Origin of the sequence: Rhodopirellula islandica (assembly GCF_001027925.1) — a bacterium.
Classification (GTDB): domain Bacteria; phylum Planctomycetota; class Planctomycetia; order Pirellulales; family Pirellulaceae; genus Rhodopirellula; species Rhodopirellula islandica.
In genome coordinates, this window is sequence record NZ_LECT01000042.1 from 24,715 (window position 1) to 43,275 (window position 18,561).

Below are 18,561 nucleotides of genomic sequence, written 5' to 3' on the forward strand. Positions count from 1 at the left end.
GATGTCCTTAGGGCTTGGCGTTTGTTCGGCTCCAAGCAGTCGCCGGAGGAAGTTCATCATTGGTCGGTCTCCATGTCGTGAATCTTACGGGTCAGATCTTCGAATTTTCCAGTCACTGGAATCGGGGGTTCAAAAACTACAAGAAAAATTCCCGAGCACGATCGACACACGCACCTCCGCGACTTGCTTCCGTCACCCGGCCTGTCTGTCTTCACGATGATCGGGTCCACGTCCTGGCATCGTGGACATGCTGGGATGTCAACGAACACCATCGGTGCGGCTTTCCAATTACGGCTCATGAGTCTTCGCTCCTCTGGTTGGAAAACCTTTTCCCAAGAGAGCAAGCCCACTCTAAGAAGGTTTTTATGAGAGGGGTTCTATGAGGGAGGTTTCTATAAGAAGGGTTTCTATAGTAGTGGACACGCCTATGGACATGCCTATGGACACGGGTATGGACATACCTATGGACATTGCTTGGACATTCGATGGACAGGAAACGCACCGACAAGCCTGATTTCACCCCTCTACTTGCAGGGGCAGGCCCCCTTTGGATGGACATTGCTTGGACAATGCTTGGACATTCCTTGGACAACGCTTGGACATTCACCGGGAAGCACCTCCCAGTCGTTGCTCGATTGCACGCTGCATCGCGAGCGTAATCTCCCTCTGGCCTTTGCGTGCCTCGGTCTGCTGAACCTTTTCTTCGACAAGTGACTCCATCAGTTCCGGCTGGCTCATCCGATTCGAATACCACATTCGGCGACCATCGAGACTGGCCCGAACATAGAGCTTCCGGCTGTCGAGTGATTCAATCGTTGAACGAACTTGCCGGCGGGTCAGCAATAGGTCGCTGTGCACTCCCCTGGCCAGTTCACCGGCGTTCGAACAGCCATTCGCCATGGTGTTGATGAAATCGAACGAAAGCCGATGACGGTCGCGATCGCCGACGCCTGCATAGATCGCACACAAGATCGCAAAGTCACGCCAGCACCATCGTTTGCTGTCCCTGGCATCCCATAACAGGTCAGCACGAACTCGCACCATGCGGCGACCACCTGGCACGTTGTCGATTTTTTGCTGGATGGCTCGCATCGCCGGGCGATTGATCGGCGATTGAATAGCCACACCGAGAACTTCCGCTGCCCAGAAGATCCGCTGAACCTCCCGCGACTTGGGTTTCTCTGTTCCTGGATGCTCTTCGTGGTAGGCCTCCGCAACATCCTCCACCTCATCGGGGTCTCGGTCGTGTGCGTTGTCCGCCGTCACCTGCAAGCAGTAGTCCACGATCTGCGCAATGGTGAATTGGCGTAAATCGTCGTCAACATCGTTCAGGTTCTTGTTGAGGCGAATCGCGGCAAGCGGGAATTGGAAATACTTATCGCTTACGCTCACTGGTCATCGCTCCCAGCAAACTCAGCGGCGACGATCACCGCGGCCGATGAACCCGATGAAGTCTTTCGACGTCCCCCGTTCTCGACTGCGAGGCCGTCGCGGAGTAATTCCAATGCAATGGAACAGATCGACTGAACTTTAAGATTCAAGACCTCCGCCCATTGCTCGCGGGTTAATCCGCGGCGTCCTGCCTTACGCAACAGGATCAAAGCAAGCTGTTTTCGTGCTTGCTGCTTCGGCTTGACCACGATGAACGCTTGGGCTTTCGTCGCCCTTGCGTGTTGGCCGTGGTCGAAAAGTGGCGTCATCTCACTGGACGTGGTCGGAGAGTCCGACATAATGTGTTCATCCTTGGTTGATGTTGGTTGTGCCGCGCGTCCTGGTCAGACTTAACAGCGGCATGAATCGAATCAGAAACGGCTCGAGCTTCGGCTTGGGCCGTTTCGCATTGGCTCAAACCCATTGCTTCCGGGGCATCGGAACATCTGTGCGACGATGCTTTGCTCGGGCTGGTTGACTGGCTCGCCTCGCCTTAAAGGCGTCCAAGTCTTCACGACTGACGCTCCATCTGGCTCGTTGCTTACCGAGCCCGATGTTGACAGCTGGCAACTCTCCAGCCGCGATCAGGTTTCTCACTTGGTCGAATCCACAACCAAGCTCTGCTGCCACCTTTGGAACACTCAATCCCATCATTCAACCTCGCTTGCGAAACAAAAAAAAACCGTGCCACCAAATTGGCGACACGGCAATGTTTAACGGGGTCTAAGCGACAGAGAAGACTTAAGCCCCGCTGTCTTTAAGCGTTTTAAGTTTCTTAGGTTTTGGCTTTAAATCTGATCGTTCTCCCAGCATTTCTTCTTCACGCGAGAGTGAAATTCATCACGGTGAACGAAGTATCGGTATTGCGTACTGCCTGGCTTCTGGAACCTCCAAATGCCGGCATGAGCGGGGTCAGTGCTGTCTGCTTCTTTGTTTCGCGTTGGTGCAGACCCGCTAAGATCCCCCGAACGCACCTCGATCCAGCTGTTGCTTCTGAGGACCTCTGACAATTTTGGCTTACCGCTTCCAGTTGGCACCGATGGTGGTTCAACCGTTGGAAGGGAGGCCGCCCACCGGGCGAGATTGTCCGCCTCGGCTCTTGCAAATTTGTGCCGTTGAATGGCCCCAGGGTCCATTAGGCACAAGTCCCCAATTTCTTCCATGCTTTGCAGTATCAACGCAGCGATTGCTGGGTACACCTCGGGACAGTCCAGCACGGGCTGTTCCATGAATGCGGTCGCATTGCGGATCATGATCGGGATCGACCGCTTTGCTGCTTCACGCTTGTAGATTTCAGGGGACTCCAAATCAGGCGTGCTCATCGACAGTGTCGTCAGCATAGACCTCAACTCTTTGGTGAAGCCTTCGAAGCGTTTCAGGTTGCAATTATCATTCATTTCACACAGCCTTTTTCTGGTTTGCCATCCAAGAACCACTGGCGAACGTGTTCACACACAGCCTTCACTCGCTCTTGTTCGATCCCTTCCCGGTAGCCGCCCCTCATGCTGCTGTCTTTGTGCCCCATGACATAATCGACCGCCTCGGGATCCCTAGCACCGCTGGCGACCGTCGCGAAAGTGTGCCTCAGGCTGTAGTGGCCCACGTGAGCCTTGTTGATCCCAATGGCAGTTTTGAGCTTGCCAAACGCCTGGGTGAGCGGCCGCGTTGTGCTTCCATCGACTGACCACGGTTGTCGACGCTTCGTCAGGAACGCCAACGGCTTCAATCGTTCCGATGTCGTGAATGGCTTTTGCTCAATCGCGAGACGCAGCTCGGCAACGGTTTCTGGCCACAACCAGCAACCTCGAGCTACCCCGGTTTTGCCCCTCGGCTCGCCCAACCAATTATTGGCGAAGTCAATGTGGTCGATTCGCAGCCTGCCGATGTCGGCGGTGCCGTAGGCCGCATTGATTCCAAGCAGGATGAAGGATCGCATTGGTTGTGACGCTGCGTTGAACAGCGTCCATACCTCCTCAACCGTGAACTCCTTTGCGTGCTGCTTGGCTTCGTGCTTCAGCAACGCTGACTTGGCGACTGCCTTCAATCCGACCTTGTAACGAATGTCCCGCTTGGTCGCCTCGATGTCGTTGGCGTAATTGAACAGCACACGCACCAAACGCAGGTTGTTGTTGATGGTGATCGGGCTCCACGTGCTCGGCAGTGATCGCCGGTATCGCTCGAAATCACCAGGGCGAAGCGAATCGAGTCGGCGACCCTTCCCAAAGAACGCGGCCACGTCCTTGACCATGCCGTGATACTCATTGAGCGTCACCTTCGTCAATTCGTCGCGCTCGTGCATCAACTCTTTCGAATCCATGAACGCATTGCAAAGCCAGCCAACCGATACACCCGCGAGTGCAACGTCAGGGTCGCGGCCTTCCAGCAGCGCTAGCTTGGTCCGCTCCCATTCATTTTCAGCGGCAACAGGATCGGCCCACACGCCGAAGTAGTGGAGTTTGCCGCGGACCTTCTTGGCCCACTGACCGGAAGAATGCGCGAAGAGGGGAAAATCCTTTCGCGGCTTGGCGGGTTTGCTGGCTCTTTTTCCCGCTTCTGTTACATTGCGTCTTGTCATGATTGCTCCTCACAAGCAGTCTTGATTGCCTCGTCAGTGTTGACGCACTGGCGGGGCGTTTTGCTATCACCAGACTCGTTCTGGTGCGTGCATCATACGAATTTTCGCTTCCAGGTGTACCGCCTGGTGTACCAACGCGAAAAAGTTTCACTAGGGGCTGTAGCTCAGTTGGTTAGAGCTGGGAACTCATAATTCCTAGGTCGCGGGTTCAAGTCCTGCCAGCCCTACCTTTTCTTTTGCTCGCCCTTTCATGCCACGCCAACCCTCGTCCTCCAAATCAAAACGTCCCTCGTCTTCGTCCAAAGACCAGTCGACGTCCTCGGCAAAACGAATCAACCAATTGCTCGCATCCGCTGGCTTTGGCAGCCGGAGGCAATGCGAAGAATTGATTCGTGAAGGACGCGTGGATGTGGACGACGAAACGATCACGGAATTGGGAACCACCGTCGACCCGAACGTCCAAAAAGTTCGCGTCGATGGGAATTACCTGCGTCCCCAAAAGCTGGTTTATTACGTCGTCAACAAACCCGTTGGCATCGTGACGACCAACCGAGACCCCCGCGGTCGCCCTCGCGTGATCGACTTGGTTCCTCCGACCGAACGTGTCTTTCCCGTCGGCCGCTTGGATTTGTCCAGTGAAGGTCTGATCTTGCTGACCAACGACGGTGACCTGGCTCAAAAATTGGCTCACCCCAAATTCGGCATTCAGAAGATCTACCGGGTCATCGTTGCGGGCGAAGTCCGCGGTGAAACGATGAAGAAGATGCGGGAAGGCATGTACATCGCTGAAGGCTTTGTCCAAGTCGACGGTGCGAAGATCATCAAGGCACGCTCCAAAGCCACCGAGATGGAAATTCGGCTGAAGGAAGGCAAGAACCGCGAAATTCGTCGGATCCTAGCTCGGCTTGGCCACAAAGTTCAACAACTCCGACGTGTCGCGATCGGACCATTGAAATTGGGCGACGTGCCGCGGGGCGCCTATCGCAAACTCACGCGAGACGAAGTCGATAAGTTGCGCCGCAGCATTGACGCGGCTGAGAAAGCGGAACAAGCGGCCGCACCAGCCCGCCCGAATTCGAAACAGTCCATCAAACGACGCCCCGGTGGCGCCAACCGCAATGTTGCGTCCAAAGGAACCGGCGCTCGCCCGGCAACCAAGGGCGTTCGGAAGGCCGTCAAGAAGAGTCGTTCAACCGACACGCGTGTCAAAGCGACCTCGCCAAAGACATCCAAGGCTGTCAAAAAGCGAACGGTCTCGAGTGCCGGTTCGACCGGAACCATCATCGGTGCCGATCCCCCCAAAGCGTCCCGCAGCAAAGCCGAACGCGGGTCCAACCCGGACATCATCCGCAAACGTACCGCTGGCAAGAAACCAAGCACCAGGCCTGGCGGTGTGAAGAAAGGCCGCGGCAAAGCATCTCGCCGCGACGGTCGTTCGTGACCACGGTGAATGCTTGGGTTGGGTGACCGCAGGGCGGACTTCCCAGTCCGTTCTCCCCACGAGGCCATGCTGCGACTGGATGCCGTTGGTTCGCGGGTTTCCACCTGGTGCAGCTCTCCCAAGACGAAGTTTGAGGGGACGTCCAGCAACGCCATTCAGGTGAGGGCTGGGCATGGGGAAGCGGCGTGGATTGCCCTCCCCCGGTAATCTCGCTCAACGCTCGCTTTCCGACCCCTCCCGCTGCACGGGCGGGGTTCTTAAGGCATTGCAAGCACAGCGTTTAAAAACTGCACGACCGCGTCTCGCGGGCGGGATTCAAAGGGCATTGGGAGCACGACACTTGTTCCCAGGCTCTGCCTGGGAACACACTGTCTTGGAGGCTCCGCCTCCCGATTCTGTCTCAGCAGGCGGAGCCTGCCGTGCATTGCGTCCCCACGCAGAGCCTGGGAACGAGCAAAAGCCTCACGACCTCTTCCCGTCGGAGGAAACACACGATCTCAAAGGTCGTCGTCTTCGCCCAGCATTCCAATCGAGGAGAGCAGCTCGCTCATTTCGGCGGCGGCGTGAGAATCGTTCTGCGACCGCGCCTGTTCGATCCCGTCGCGCAGAATCGCGCGAGCCTCGTCCACCCGCCCCAGGTCCACCAACTGCTGCGCGGCCATGAAGAAGGCGGGAACGTACGGCGGGTTGTCGGTGAACAGACCCCGAAGTTTCGCCAAACTGGTTTCGTGATCGCCTTCCGATCGAAATTCCATCGCCAAGGAGTATCGCAGGAATGTGTCGCTGGGATCGTCCGCCAACATGGCTTCAATTTTTTCGCGTCGAGACATGAAACTCCATCGCTCGAAAGGGTGGCAAAGCTGAAAACACCGCCCGTGACCGGTGCTTCTTTGGGGGGACCAAACCGCCCGTCGTCATAAATGACACAGGCCGAATTTTTGTCCAAACCGTCATCGTCGTTCAAATTCATTCAGCACGGAATACCCAAACAGCCGATACCACGATCGAATCACCCTTTCGTGTCACGAGACGAGTACAAAAATGTCGCGCGGTCTTTGTCAACTCATCACGCAATTGGCGTCACCACGCCGTCGCCTGCCGGTCATCATGGCCGCAGCGATGTTCGCGACGTCCTTCAACGTCGGCCCCACGCCATGGACCTCCTCGGAGGCAAATCGCGTTGCTGCCCAAGAAACCACCGAGAACTCTGAAATCCAACAGGTTGTCGGGAAACAGCTCAGCGGCCGCGGGACGTCCCGCGGCGGTCTGTTCAGTGCCTTTGGCTCTGGGTCCCAGACGACCACCCGTTCGTCCAGCAACGGATTGCTTGGCAATTTGTTCGGCGGCAGCGACTCGTCCTCTTCCAGTGCCAGCAACAGCGGTCGCACCGCCACCGCCGTCAACAGTGACCGCACCGTGGATTGGAGCGGCGTTCCGACCCACCGCAGTCAGGCCAGCAGCACCGCTCAAAACAACAGCAGCGGACCGGCTCCTTTGCGTGATCCCAACGCGAGTTCACGTGTGGCCCAGCGACCGACTTCCCAGTCAACCTCGCGAGTGCCGCAACCACCCAAAATGGAAACGTCGATTGCGCGAACCGCTCCCTCGACACCGATCCGCGTTGAAAGCAAATCGACTCCCGTTCCAGTCGTCCGCAGCACGCCCATCGCGATTTCACCTGTCAGGACCGAACCGGTTGAAATCATTCCGAAGGTTTCACGCCGAATTCTGAAAGTCGAAACCGAGCCAACGATTGAAGAATTGTCTTCGACCGAATCCTCACGACGTCAAAAGCCGACGGTTGTTGCAAAGACCGAACCCAAACCCGTTCCGGCCAAGACCCCTTCGGTCGATGTCGCCAAGGCGGAACCCAAGCCACAGCCAAAAGCAGCCGTGAAACCACCGGCACCGGTTGAGAAAGCAGCACCCAAGGTGGCCTCGAAACCGGCCCCTGCTCCTGCCCCAACTGCCGTCGCCCAAACAGCACCGGTTGCCAAGCCAACCCCTGCCGCACCGGCAATGCCCGTGCAAGCGCCGGCACCGGCCAAAGCACCTGCAACCGTCGCTCAAAGCCAACCTGTGGCCAAGCCCGCACCGGCTCCACAACGGATCAGCCAACTGGTACCACCTAAGAGTGTTGCCATGGCACCGATCCAGGCTCCCGCCCCGGCCGTGCCGGCACCGCTGGCGACACCTGCCAAGACAGCGTCGTCCTCGATCACGCTGGGCGAAGCTCGCCAGGCACCTTCGACAACGCAACCCAACGATTCCTTCGTGGCTGCCAACTCTCGTCCAGCGACTCCACGCCAGCCCGTGGCAGTGCCCAACGAAGCACCTACTAAGATGCAAACGTTTGGTGGAGGCCGCGCTGACAGTCGCCCATCAGGCTCGCTTTCGGCCAGCGGAGCAACCGACATTGCCTTGCGTCCCATCAGCGATCGATTGCCAGTTGGTGCCGCAGATCAAACTGCTGAATCCGCCTTGGGTCAACCACAGTCGGCATGGCACAACTCCAACGGTGTTTCCCACGATCAGTTCCAAACGCGTGATCCCTTCCAGGCTCAATCGTCGGTGCCAGCTCGATCGATTTCCGGCCCAGCCGCCAACGCTGGTCCGAACCAATCGGATTATCCCAACACAATGCGGGGAACAACGCCAGCTCCTGCTGTCGAAACGGTCAAGGCCATGCCTTCCTCGTCGACATCCAGTGAACTGCCCGGGATCCGAGTCATCACGGCTGGCCCGAAGAAGGTCATGATCCGCCAAACGCACCCCTACGAAATTCGAGTCGAGAATCGTGGGAACGTCGACGCGGAAGGCTTGGTCATTCGCGCCTACATCCCTGATTGGGCCGATGTGGTTGGCCAACAAGCCAGTCGCGGCGACGTGGCAGGTTCGACCGAAAACAGTGTCCGTCAACTCAACTGGCGAATCGAACACCTGAAGGCCGGCCAAACCGAACGCATGCTTGTTCGCCTGAAAGCCGCTCGCAGCGGAACCCATGACTTGAACGTCGACTGGACCATCGCTCCCCAACAGGAACGGATGCAAGTCGAAGTTCAAGAACCAGAACTCGCTCTCACGATCGATGGTCCCGATGAAGTCATCTATGGCCAATCGAAGACGTATACCATCCGCGTGTTGAATCCGGGCGACGGAGTGGCACCCAACGTGGTGTTCACGTTGTCACCTGAATCCAGCACGCCACAAAGCCAACGCATCGGTGACATCCCATCGGGCAAGGAAGCTCAATTCGAAGTTGAGTTGACCGCACAAGATCTGGGTGACTTGAAGATTCACGGCTTGGCCAGCGGAGACTTGGAGTTGAAGGCTGAAGCGGACAAAAACGTTCGCGTTTTGGCTGCGGATCTGGAAGCCGTTTTGACAGGCCCGGAACTCAAGTATCAAAACACGGATGCGATGTACCAATTGGAACTGACCAACCATGGCACCACCGCCAGTGACGATGTCTTGGCAACCTTGACCTTGCCGATGGGCGTCACCTACATCGGTGGCATGGAAGGCGCTTCGTTGATCGACAATCAACTGCGTTGGAAAATCGCTTCGTTGACCCCAGGTGCCCGGCGCAACTATCAATTCCAGTGCCGTCTCGACTCCACCGGGCAACATGAATTCACGTTCAAGTGCAAAGGCAGTGCTGCTGGGCAAACCGGCGTCGCCTTGACCACCAACGTGGAAGCGATCGCTGACTTGGTTCTTTCGATTGAAGACCCCTCGGCACCTGCTCCGGTTGGGCAAGACGTGACCTATCAAATTGTCATCCGCAACCGCGGCAGCAAACCAGCCACGGACGTTCGAGCGATCGCTCAGTTCAGCAACGGCATCGAACCTCAGCAATTGCTGGGCAACGATGGCAAGGTCATCACCGGTCAGGTTCTGATCAATCCCATTGCTCGGATCGACGCCGGAGAAGAAGTCCGCATGAAAATCGTTGCCAAGGCAGCCGAGGGTGGGCATCATCGCTTCCGCACCGAAGTTCGCAGCGGCGACACGATTTTGGTGGCCGAAGAAGCAACGCACTACATGAACGCACGCAACGAACGGATCAGCCGTCGCAGCGGGCCGGGTGGCAACGAGTTCTCCTTGCCACTGCGTTGATGGGAACCTGACTGCACGATTTGCGACTTGCCCTCCGGTCACTCCAGGGTGATTCCGAGACTGAAGGAGCGGGACGTAGGAAGCAGTCCAATCGGCGGGAACGTCTGATAATCAATCCAAAGGCGGCGTGATGGGAAACCAACACGCCGCCTTTTTTTTGATAATTCATCCTTTTCCCAGCGAGGGGTTTCAGTGAAAATGGCGGCATGCCCTGCCCTGCCCCAATCCCCGCCCGTCGCCTCCACGCGAGAAAATTGCGTCTGCGAACAGAGCGTGAACGCAGTGTGAGCGGCGATCGGCCCGTTCGGGAGGCATTCACCTTGGTGGAATTGCTGGTCGTGATCGCGATCATTGCGATTCTGGTCGGGCTGCTTTTACCCGCCGTGCAGGCCGCCCGTGAAGCGGCACGCAAGGTTCAGTGCAGCAACAACCTCAAAAACATTGGGCTGGCGCTTCACAATTACGAATCGGTTTATCGGACATTGCCATGGGGTGCCAAAGGCGGTTGGGGCCCAAGTTGGACCACTGACATCCTCGCCTTTCTCGAACAAACTCAGCTGGCCGAGATTGTTCCCTACGGCGAACCCGGGGGTCCCACAGGTGGATTGCCCGAAAGTGTCCGGTTCAGGCAACTCGCCACGGCGCCCGTGATGGTGTTTCGTTGCCCGTCTCAACTCGGACCGACAGCCCTGAGTCAACCGACGGACAAGATCGATGGTCGAGTTCGCAACACTTACCTTGGCAACGGGGGCAGCGATGTGAACTGGAACGATCATTCGATCTTCGGAACCACCGGTTTTGATCGTGGCAACGGTGTGTTCCGAGCCACTGACTTCTGCCACATCACGTCGGCAGGAGATGTATGCGACAACCGCCCGGATCAGAAACCGATCAATTTTGCCGGCATCCTGGATGGACTCAGCAACACCCTGATGATTGGCGAAACGAGATACATCGACGATCACGAATGCGGTGTCTGTGACCACTTCATGCTCTACCACGAAGACTTCGACACACAGAACGGTCAGGATTTCTCAGAGGCACTGTGCTCACTCCGCCAAGGGTTCAACTTGCGAGATGTCTCCAAAGATGACTTGCAGATGTCACTTGGAAGTTACCATCCAGGCGGGTTGCATTTGTTGATGTGCGACGGATCGGTTCGATTCACATCCGATTCGCTGAACGAAGAAGTCCGACACGCCATCGGCAGCCGCAACAACAAAGAAGTCTTCGACGCCGGCGAGTTTTGAGTTCGCAGTCTCAGCTGGATTCACTAGCCCCGTTGTAAGCAGGTACGCAGACGTCGTCGGATATGTGAGCCGTTTGGCGTTAGCCACGGTTCCCGCGCACAACCGGGGCTGACGCCCAAACGGCTCACGGGATTCAACCCAATCATTCCTGCTTAGCTGTCCAACGTCGCGCCGTCGAACTAACGAAACCAGTGCGCCATCGCGGTCGCGTGCATTTGCTCGTACGCGTTGACCGTGGTGGATTCGTTGACATCGGGACGCAAGAATTCCGCGATCATCTGATCGGTCTGCTCCACTTTGCTTTCGATTCGGTGCATCCACAACGACTTCAAAACGCCGACGCTGTCGAATAGATCGGCGCGCATCATCATCATCACGCTGTCCGCGACTGCCTGATTCGCCGCCGGGAGCGACGGTTGCTCAGCCACATGCTTTTGAAAACCTTCCTTCATCGCCGCTCGGGTCAACCAAGCGACCGTTTCATGGGTCGGTGCCGTGCTGCATTCGCGAGCCGCGTTGGCGTGTGACTGGGTCCGTGTGAGATCCATTCCGTAGCGGGTCAATTCCGAATCATGGGCCGCGATGCTGCCCACCAAGACATCGATCCAACGTTCCGTGACTCGCCTCAGACGATTCAGCCGCACCGCATCGGTGACACTGCAGCCACGACGATCCAGGATCGCCCACTGAACTCGGTTGCGAGCTTCCAAGTGCGACAGATGAATGGCTTGGGTGATCGGCGAACACTCATCGGTGCCGTTTCGACGATCGATCCCGTCCCCGATCGCTGCCACCACGCGTGTCAATGCTTCGCTCGCCAAGATCTCTTCCAACACGCCCATGTGCTCGGTCCACCAACATCGCATGCGGTAGAAGTCGCCGGTCGCTTTCACACGATTGAATCTCGCCATGACTTGATGCCACAGATCCAAACGGTTTCGCGAAGCAGTCCAGTATCCCGCGATTGCCTCAGGGGAAATGGGACTGCGTTGCAGCAGCATCGCTGGCCCATGGTAGGACAGGACGGAAGCAAGTTCGGTGAGCTGAACAACGTGCATGCAGAAACACTGGGAAACAAGTCGAAAGACATCCGTGGTCGAACCGGACACGGAATGCAGGGTTCGGGCCACGAATGGCACGCCCATCCGATATTGCACCGCAAGTCACCTTCTGCAGGGCACTTACAAAAACGAAGAGACCGGAGCGTGAACGTCGCCAAGGTGAAGATGTTGTAAAAACTCCACCTCCAGTGGAAAGCTTGCAACATCCTTTGTTGTCGATCCGAGGACGCCGGGGGGTGCAGAACCTGCTGTCGCCATCCGCGACCGCCCTGCCCCGGACAGCTCGCTGAACGCTCGTTTTCCGACCGCTCCCGCTGCGGCGAGTCGATTGAGTTGTCAACGAGGTTTGAACGCGTGTGGAATGGGCACTCTTGCCCGTCCAAGTTGCGGATGTCGGCCAAGAGTGGCCAACCGACAGCGAAATCGACAATCCCATCGCCAACGGGCGGGGTGGGCAAGACGTTACGAGCACGGCACTTCAAAACCGCACAACCTCTACTCGGCAGCAGCCTGCCCAAAGGGATCGCTCCATTTCTCCTCCGTCAAAATCGTACGGTCAGTCAGCGTTTTCAAGAACGCGACCAGCGCGACCTTGGGAACTTCCGGCAACGCCATCCCGTTGGCGGCGAAGTCATCCAGACGTCCGTCGAGGTTGGGGTGCGGCTTGATGCTCCAGTTGTAGTGCTCGACGACCTCATCCAGAGTTCGGAATCGCCCGTCATGCATGAACGGCCCGGTCAGCTCAACGTTCCTTAGCGACGGCGACTTGAAACGTCCTCGATCAATTTCCGCCTTGCTGATCGTCCCCACGCCCAAGTCCACGTCGTCCGTGTCCGCGTCCACTCCATTGACGGCGGGGGTGGTCATCGTGAAGAACGCCATTTGTCGAGCCGGTCGTTGGGAAGAGTCGTACGGTTCGTCTGGACGGTGCGGATTGAACGGCAACGCGTTGCTCATGTGACACGACGCGCAGTTCCCTCGGAACAAGAACACCTGCTTGCCCAAGTTCTCCTGCTCGGTGAAGTTTGGAAACGGCCGGCGGTAGGATCCGGCTTGCGAAACCCCGAGGTCATAGCGAGATTGAAACGAGACGATTGAACGCACGAACTGGGCCAATGCCTTGGCGACCCGATCCACGGTGACCTCTGTTGATCCAAACGCTTTGGCGAACAGCGGTGGGTAGATCGGATCCGCTGCCAATTGCGGGATCAAGACGTCGAGGTCATGCCCCATCTCGATTGGGTTTTCGATCGGCATCAAGACCTGTTGTTCCAATGTGCGAGCTCGTTCGTCCCAGAAAAATCGCCCGCGTTGGTAGAAGCGAGCATTGACCAGGCTCATTGAATTGCGAGTCACCTTCTCGCCGTCGAACCCAACGCTCAGCGGTTCATCATCGGTAAAAGACAACTCTTGTTTGTGGCACGAGGCGCACGAGACCGTGCCATTGGCCGACAGCGTCTTGTCGTAGAACAGGACTCGCCCCAGCGTCGCCCCGTCGTCCGTCATCGGATTGTCGGGCGGGGTGTTGTCGAACCGTTCCACCGCAGACCGAAAATGTTCCGGCCAATCGATGTCGCTGTAGTTGAAAGGGGTCTCCGGCAGATTCAACGCTCGCATCTCTGCCGCGCTGCCCTGCCCTGCCAACTTTGTCTTGCTCGAGACGGGCTCCGCTGCCACGCCGATCTTGCAGCCGGAACCTAACGAACCCAGCCAACAAACGGCGACAAAAAAGCACACCGCCCTGCCCCGATCCATTCGCGAAACAGTCCCTACGAATTGCGGATTCGTCATGGTTGGCATCGTGGCGTTTTCTTTGGGAAGGAAAAATTCGATCCCGCGAGTCTAGCATTTTCACCGAACACTTTCTCGGGTCTTCCCAACTGGAGTGACCACCGCACCGCCCTGCCCCGCCGCGGATTCCGATGGCAGGCCGGCGAGTGGCAGGGACCAACTCCTGCGCAAAAGCGTGAAAATCGGTGGCCAAAACGTCGGCAAAACGGGGAGAAACTTGCAATCGAAAAACGCGAGTTTCTCTCTCGTGGCTGAACGGGTACAAACATGAGCTGACGCGCCCCCTCGAAAAGGATTTTGCTGAATGTCGGATACGATCATCGCCCCGGAAATGAAAATTGAAGCGGCGACGGAAATGCCGGACGCCAAACCGTTTGTTCACCTGCATTGCCACAGCCACTACAGCTTGCTCGATGGGGCTGGCGACATCGGCAAATTGGTCAACCGCGCCGTTGAACACGGGATGAATGCGATGGCGTTGACCGACCACGGCAACTTGCACGGGGCGCTTGAGTTCTATCGCAAGGCGAAGGACGCGGGCATCAATCCGATCATCGGTTACGAAGCCTACATCGCACCGGGGAGTCGGTTTGACAAAGGCGGTGCCCGCAGCAGCAAAGCGGCCAGCTATCACTTGACTCTGTTGGCACAAAACCGAACCGGTTTCAAAAACCTGATCAAGCTCGCCTCGGCCGCCTCGCTGGAAGGCTTCTACTTCAAGCCTCGAATCGACAAAGAAATCCTCGAGAAGCACAGCGAAGGCATCGTTTGCTTGTCCGGTTGCGTCAGCAGCGAATTCAGCCGCGCGATTCTGAAGGGAATCGAAACCAAAGAACACGAAGAAGAAGCCAAGAAAATCGCGGGGTGGTTTCACAAAGTCTTCGGCGATCGTTACTTCATCGAGATCATGAACAATGATGTCGACATCCAGCGCACCCAACTCGAAGGTGCGGTGGACATCGCCAACAAGATGGGTCTGCCTTTGGTCGCGACCAGTGATTGCCACTACGTCAATCAAGAAGACGCGGAAGCCCAGGACATCATGTTGTGCATCAACACCGGGCGATTCCGCACGGACAACACGCGAATGAAGATGGAGAACGACCAGTTCTTTCTTCGCAGTCCACAACAGATGTACGAGAAGTTTCCGGGATTGGAAGATGCGGTCGGTCGCAGCCAGCAAATCGCTGACACGGTTGACATTGAACTCGAATTCAACAAGTACTTTTTCCCCAGCTTCCCCTGCCCTGATGAACTGACGCCGCTGGATTACCTGCGAAGGTTGTGCGAACAGGGATTGATGGAACGCTACGAGGGCGATGACGAGCGCATCGTCGACGGCAAACTTTCCGACGAGGTCATGGCCCGCCTCGATCGCGAATTGGGCGTGATCGAAAAGCTCAACTACCCAACGTACTTCTTGATCGTGTGGGACTTCGTCAACCACGCTCGCGACGTCGGCATCAGCGCGACCGCTCGGGGTTCCGGGGTGGGTGCGATCGTGTGCTACGCGCTGTACATGTCTCACGTTTGTCCGCTGCGTTATGACTTGTTGTTCGAAAGATTCCTCGATGAATCTCGAACCGAGCCACCCGATATCGACATCGACTTCGAAAAGGAACGTCGACTCGAAGTCATTGACTATGTGAAAGAGCGTTACGGCAGCGAAATGGTCTGCCAGATTGGAACGTTCGGTACGCTGGCGGCCAAAGCAGCCATCAAGGACACCGGTCGAGCGCTTGGAATCCCGCTGTCTCGCGTCAACCAAATCACCGAGTTGGTCCCGGACGAGCTGAAGATCACCATCGCGAAGTCGCTCGACAAGAGCGCTGACCTGAAGATGATCTACGACGGCGACCCGGAGATCCGCGAGTTGCTCGACCTGGCGATGAAGATCGAGGGACTGGCTCGCAACGTCGGCACGCACGCCGCGGCGGTGGTCATCGCCGACCAACCGCTGACGGAGTATGTCCCACTGGGGCGGGTGCCTGGAAAGCAGGATGTGATCACCCAATGGGCGATGGTGGATGTTGAAGCATCCGGGTTGCTCAAGATGGATTTCCTCGGACTTCGCAACCTGACCATCATGTCGCGAACGGTGAAGTTGGTCGAGCAAACGACCGGCAAAACCATCGACCCTTTGAAATTCCCCTTGGACGACAAACCGTCTTATGCGCTGCTGCAACGCGGGGAAACCAAGGGTGTCTTCCAACTCGAATCAGGCGGCATTCGCGATCTGCTTCAGCGAATGAAGCCCGACACGTTCAACGACATCATCGCGACCGCCGCGCTGTACCGTCCTGGTCCGCTGGAAGGCGGGATGGTCGACGATTACGTCAACATCAAACACGGTCGGCAACAACCGGAGTACAAACACCCGGTCTTGAAAGAGATCTTGGAAGAGACCAACTCGATCATGGTCTACCAAGAACAGGTGATGCGGATTCTCAACCGCCTCGGGGACGTGCCGCTGGCCAAAGCGTACACGTGCATCAAGGCGATCAGTAAAAAGAAGCAGTCTTTGATCGATGCCAACCACGATGTCTTCATCGCGGGTTCGATCCGCAATGGGCTGGCTGAAAAAGACGCGGAAGACATTTGGAATCTGATCGTCAAGTTCGCCGGCTACGGGTTCAATAAGTCGCACTCCACTGCGTACGCGTTGATTGCCTACCAAACCGCGTATTTGAAAGCCCACTACCCCGTCGAGTTCATGGCGGCGTTGTTGTCCAGCGACATCTCGGGCCGAAACTTCAAACGCAAAGACGCTCTGATCGAGCACATGGAGGACTGCGATCGGATGGGCATCGAGGTGTTGCCACCCAATGTCAATCTGTCGGACGCGGACTTTGGAGTGTTTGAGGGCAAGATCCCGTTCGCTCTGTCTGCGATCAAGGCCTGTGGTGGCTCCACCGCAATCAGTATCGAAGCCGAACGCAAAAAGAATGGTCCCTTCAAAGACATCTTTGATTTTTGTGAACGAGTCGACCCGCACGACTGCAATCGCAGCGCGATCGAAACGTTGATCAAAGCCGGTGCCTTTGATTGCTTCGGTGCGAAACGCAGTCAATTGGCCTCCGTCCTCGAGCGGGCCATGCAGGCCGGCGCGAAAGTTCAAGCTGACAAGAAAACCGGGCAAGCCAGCTTCTTCGACGCCTTCGATGAAGAAGAAGAGGAGGGCTCCGACGGCGACTCGAGTGCGGCAACACCGTTGCCGGACATCGAAGAATGGCCTGATCGCGAAAAACTGTTGGCTGAAAAAGAAGTTCTGGGCTACTACTTGGACAGCCACCCGTTGGCCGAGTTTGAAAACAAGCTGGCCACGTTCCGCACCCACACCACCGAATCCATGGCGGATTGCAAGGATCGCGACGAAGTCATTGTCGGTGGGATGATCAGCAGCATCAAAATTGCTCACACGAAGAACCCCAAACCGGGGGCGCCCAGCAAGTACGCGAACTTTGATTTGGAAGACATGGCCGGCAGTGTGCGCTGCATTTGCTGGCCCAAGGGTTTCGCCGTTTGCGGCGAACGAATCCAACCCGACGCCGTCGTGTTGGCCAAAGCCAAGGTCGACCGCCGCGGCGGTGGCGATGAAATCAACCTGATCATCGACGAATTGACACCACTGGACGAACTGGATTCCCGCTACACGCACGGCATCCGCATTCGCCTGGACGAGGCCGAACACGATGAAAAAACGGTTTCCAACGTTCGCGAAATCGTCCGCGGCTACCCAGGCAACAAGGATCTGTTGTTGGCCATGCATTTGTGCGAAGGCGAGACGGTGCACTTCAAGGCCGACAAGTTTCGCGTCGACATCACCCCGCAACTCCGTGAACGACTGGATGACTTGCTCGGGACCGGCCACTACAAGTTGCTGATGAGCAAACCGCAACGCTGAGTACAAAGGTCCTGAGGCTAAAAAAACGCGGGAACCGATGGTTCGGTTCCCGCGTTCGGAAATCATGGCTGGGCGAATCACCCCTGCTCAAGCGTCGTCTTTCTGTTTCCCTTTTCCCTTCCCCTTTCCTTTGCCCTTGCGGCCTTTTTTGGCAGAGGTCATTTGCTTGCGGGCTTGTTCGGGCAAAGCGGCCAACTGCTCGGGGGTTAGCATCCCCGCCACTGCAACTCGCAGTGCTTTCGCCGCTTTCTGCTGCTTGGCGATCAGAGCCTGTTCTTCTTCGCTGAAGCCTTCCTTCAACTTGGCGGCCATTTCTTTCCCCTTCAGGCCAGCCTCACGCGCCGCTTTTTGGGCCTCGGTGCGCTTCTTCATCAACTCGGGGGTCAGTCCCTCGTCCTTCAGTTCCTTCATTTGGGCGACGAAGCTCGTTTTGGCCTCGTTCCACTTCGCTTTTTGCTCGTCAGTCAACTCGACTGTTTCGAGCGTCTTGCTGAGGTTCTGGGCCATCCAAGCGCCAGCCGCTCGGTTTCCAGCTCGCTTTTTCTTTGCTTCGGGTTTGTCATCCGCCGTCGCCGAAGCAGCCAAACAAGCAATCAAGGCCAACGCAATCAGGTGTTTCATCCGAGTGTCTCCGAGTGGGGAAGGGTTGTTGGGGAGGATTTTACCCTCACCGGGCCTCAGAGGGGCCCACTATTCCTCAAAACCGTTTTAAGCGGATGCGAATTTCTGCTTGGAGTGCGCTCGGAGACGCCTGAAAAGCATTCGGGAACTTTTCTGTCTCATTTTGCATCCAACGCCAGGTGAAAGTCACTGAAACCGGATGACCGTCACGACCGTCACGCAGCGACATAAACCCTGCCATAACAGCGTTTTTCGTTGCTTTGCGAGGCACCCCAAGTAAACTCGACCCCCGCGGTAAAGCCCTCCTTACGCAGCCGCTTCACCTTATCCAAACTGCCAAAAACCAGAAATTCCTCTGACTTTGGCAT

The 18,561-nt window shown here is 56.9% G+C and carries 13 protein-coding genes and 1 tRNA gene; 5 read left to right on the top strand and 9 right to left on the bottom strand.

All coding sequences use genetic code 11. The features are described 5' to 3' along the window. Positions 1-603: 603 nt before the first annotated feature. The 5 genes from RISK_RS19905 to RISK_RS19920 form a co-directional block, all read right to left on the bottom strand. The gene (locus RISK_RS19905) at positions 604-1,392 is read right to left on the bottom strand and encodes a hypothetical protein (RefSeq protein WP_047816087.1); all 789 of its coding nucleotides are present in this window, start codon (positions 1,390-1,392) and stop codon (positions 604-606) included. Next, positions 1,389-1,700: a hypothetical protein gene (locus RISK_RS19910; protein ID WP_150122639.1), complete on the bottom strand. Its 312-nt coding sequence runs from the start codon at positions 1,698-1,700 to the stop codon at positions 1,389-1,391. The genes RISK_RS19905 and RISK_RS19910 overlap by 4 nt, the downstream gene beginning before the upstream one ends. 145 nt (positions 1,701-1,845) lie before the next feature. Continuing rightward, entirely contained in the window at positions 1,846-2,085 is a 240-nt protein-coding gene (locus tag RISK_RS33670) for a helix-turn-helix domain-containing protein (RefSeq protein WP_083435068.1), read from the bottom strand. Between the two features lie 134 nt (positions 2,086-2,219). Next, positions 2,220-2,753, bottom strand: a complete 534-nt coding sequence (locus tag RISK_RS19915) for a hypothetical protein (RefSeq protein ID WP_150122640.1) — start codon at positions 2,751-2,753, stop codon at positions 2,220-2,222. 71 nt (positions 2,754-2,824) lie between these two features. After that, positions 2,825-4,006, bottom strand: a complete 1,182-nt coding sequence (locus RISK_RS19920) for a tyrosine-type recombinase/integrase (protein ID WP_047816090.1) — start codon at positions 4,004-4,006, stop codon at positions 2,825-2,827. A gap of 153 nt (positions 4,007-4,159) precedes the next feature. Between RISK_RS19920 and RISK_RS19925 the strand changes: the two genes are divergently transcribed. Both RISK_RS19925 and RISK_RS19930 read left to right on the top strand, forming a co-directional pair. After that, positions 4,160-4,233, top strand: a tRNA-Ile gene (locus tag RISK_RS19925). Between the two features lie 23 nt (positions 4,234-4,256). After that, positions 4,257-5,447, top strand: a complete 1,191-nt coding sequence (locus tag RISK_RS19930) for a pseudouridine synthase (protein WP_047816091.1) — start codon at positions 4,257-4,259, stop codon at positions 5,445-5,447. Positions 5,448-5,944: 497 nt separating this feature from the next. On the opposite strand, the gene RISK_RS19940 is transcribed toward RISK_RS19930, so the two are convergent. Further along, positions 5,945-6,277: a tetratricopeptide repeat protein gene (locus tag RISK_RS19940; RefSeq protein ID WP_047816093.1), complete on the bottom strand. Its 333-nt coding sequence runs from the start codon at positions 6,275-6,277 to the stop codon at positions 5,945-5,947. Between the two features lie 211 nt (positions 6,278-6,488). Here RISK_RS19940 and RISK_RS19945 point away from each other — a divergent pair, with 211 nt between their 5' ends. Next, complete coding sequence (locus RISK_RS19945; RefSeq protein ID WP_047816094.1) at positions 6,489-9,566, top strand: COG1361 family protein; 3,078 nt, start codon at positions 6,489-6,491, stop codon at positions 9,564-9,566. A gap of 254 nt (positions 9,567-9,820) precedes the next feature. Further along, the gene (locus RISK_RS19950) at positions 9,821-10,816 is read left to right on the top strand and encodes a DUF1559 family PulG-like putative transporter (protein ID WP_236696491.1); all 996 of its coding nucleotides are present in this window, start codon (positions 9,821-9,823) and stop codon (positions 10,814-10,816) included. Between the two features lie 179 nt (positions 10,817-10,995). On the opposite strand, the gene RISK_RS19955 is transcribed toward RISK_RS19950, so the two are convergent. Both RISK_RS19955 and RISK_RS19960 read right to left on the bottom strand, forming a co-directional pair. Beyond that, positions 10,996-11,961 (bottom strand): hypothetical protein, encoded by a 966-nt coding sequence (locus RISK_RS19955; RefSeq protein WP_236696492.1) that lies wholly within the window; start codon positions 11,959-11,961, stop codon positions 10,996-10,998. Between the two features lie 411 nt (positions 11,962-12,372). After that, a complete protein-coding gene (locus tag RISK_RS19960) occupies positions 12,373-13,554 on the bottom strand; it encodes a cytochrome-c peroxidase (protein WP_236696493.1) in 1,182 nt (393 codons plus the stop codon). Positions 13,555-13,972: 418 nt separating this feature from the next. Between RISK_RS19960 and dnaE the strand changes: the two genes are divergently transcribed. Continuing rightward, complete coding sequence (gene dnaE, locus RISK_RS19970; protein WP_047816096.1) at positions 13,973-17,572, top strand: DNA polymerase III subunit alpha; 3,600 nt, start codon at positions 13,973-13,975, stop codon at positions 17,570-17,572. 87 nt (positions 17,573-17,659) lie between these two features. Here the strand turns inward: dnaE and RISK_RS19975 are convergent, their stop codons facing one another. Then, on the bottom strand, positions 17,660-18,193 hold the full coding sequence (locus RISK_RS19975; RefSeq protein ID WP_047816097.1) for a Spy/CpxP family protein refolding chaperone: 534 nt from the start codon (positions 18,191-18,193) through the stop codon (positions 17,660-17,662). Positions 18,194-18,561: the final 368 nt, after the last annotated feature.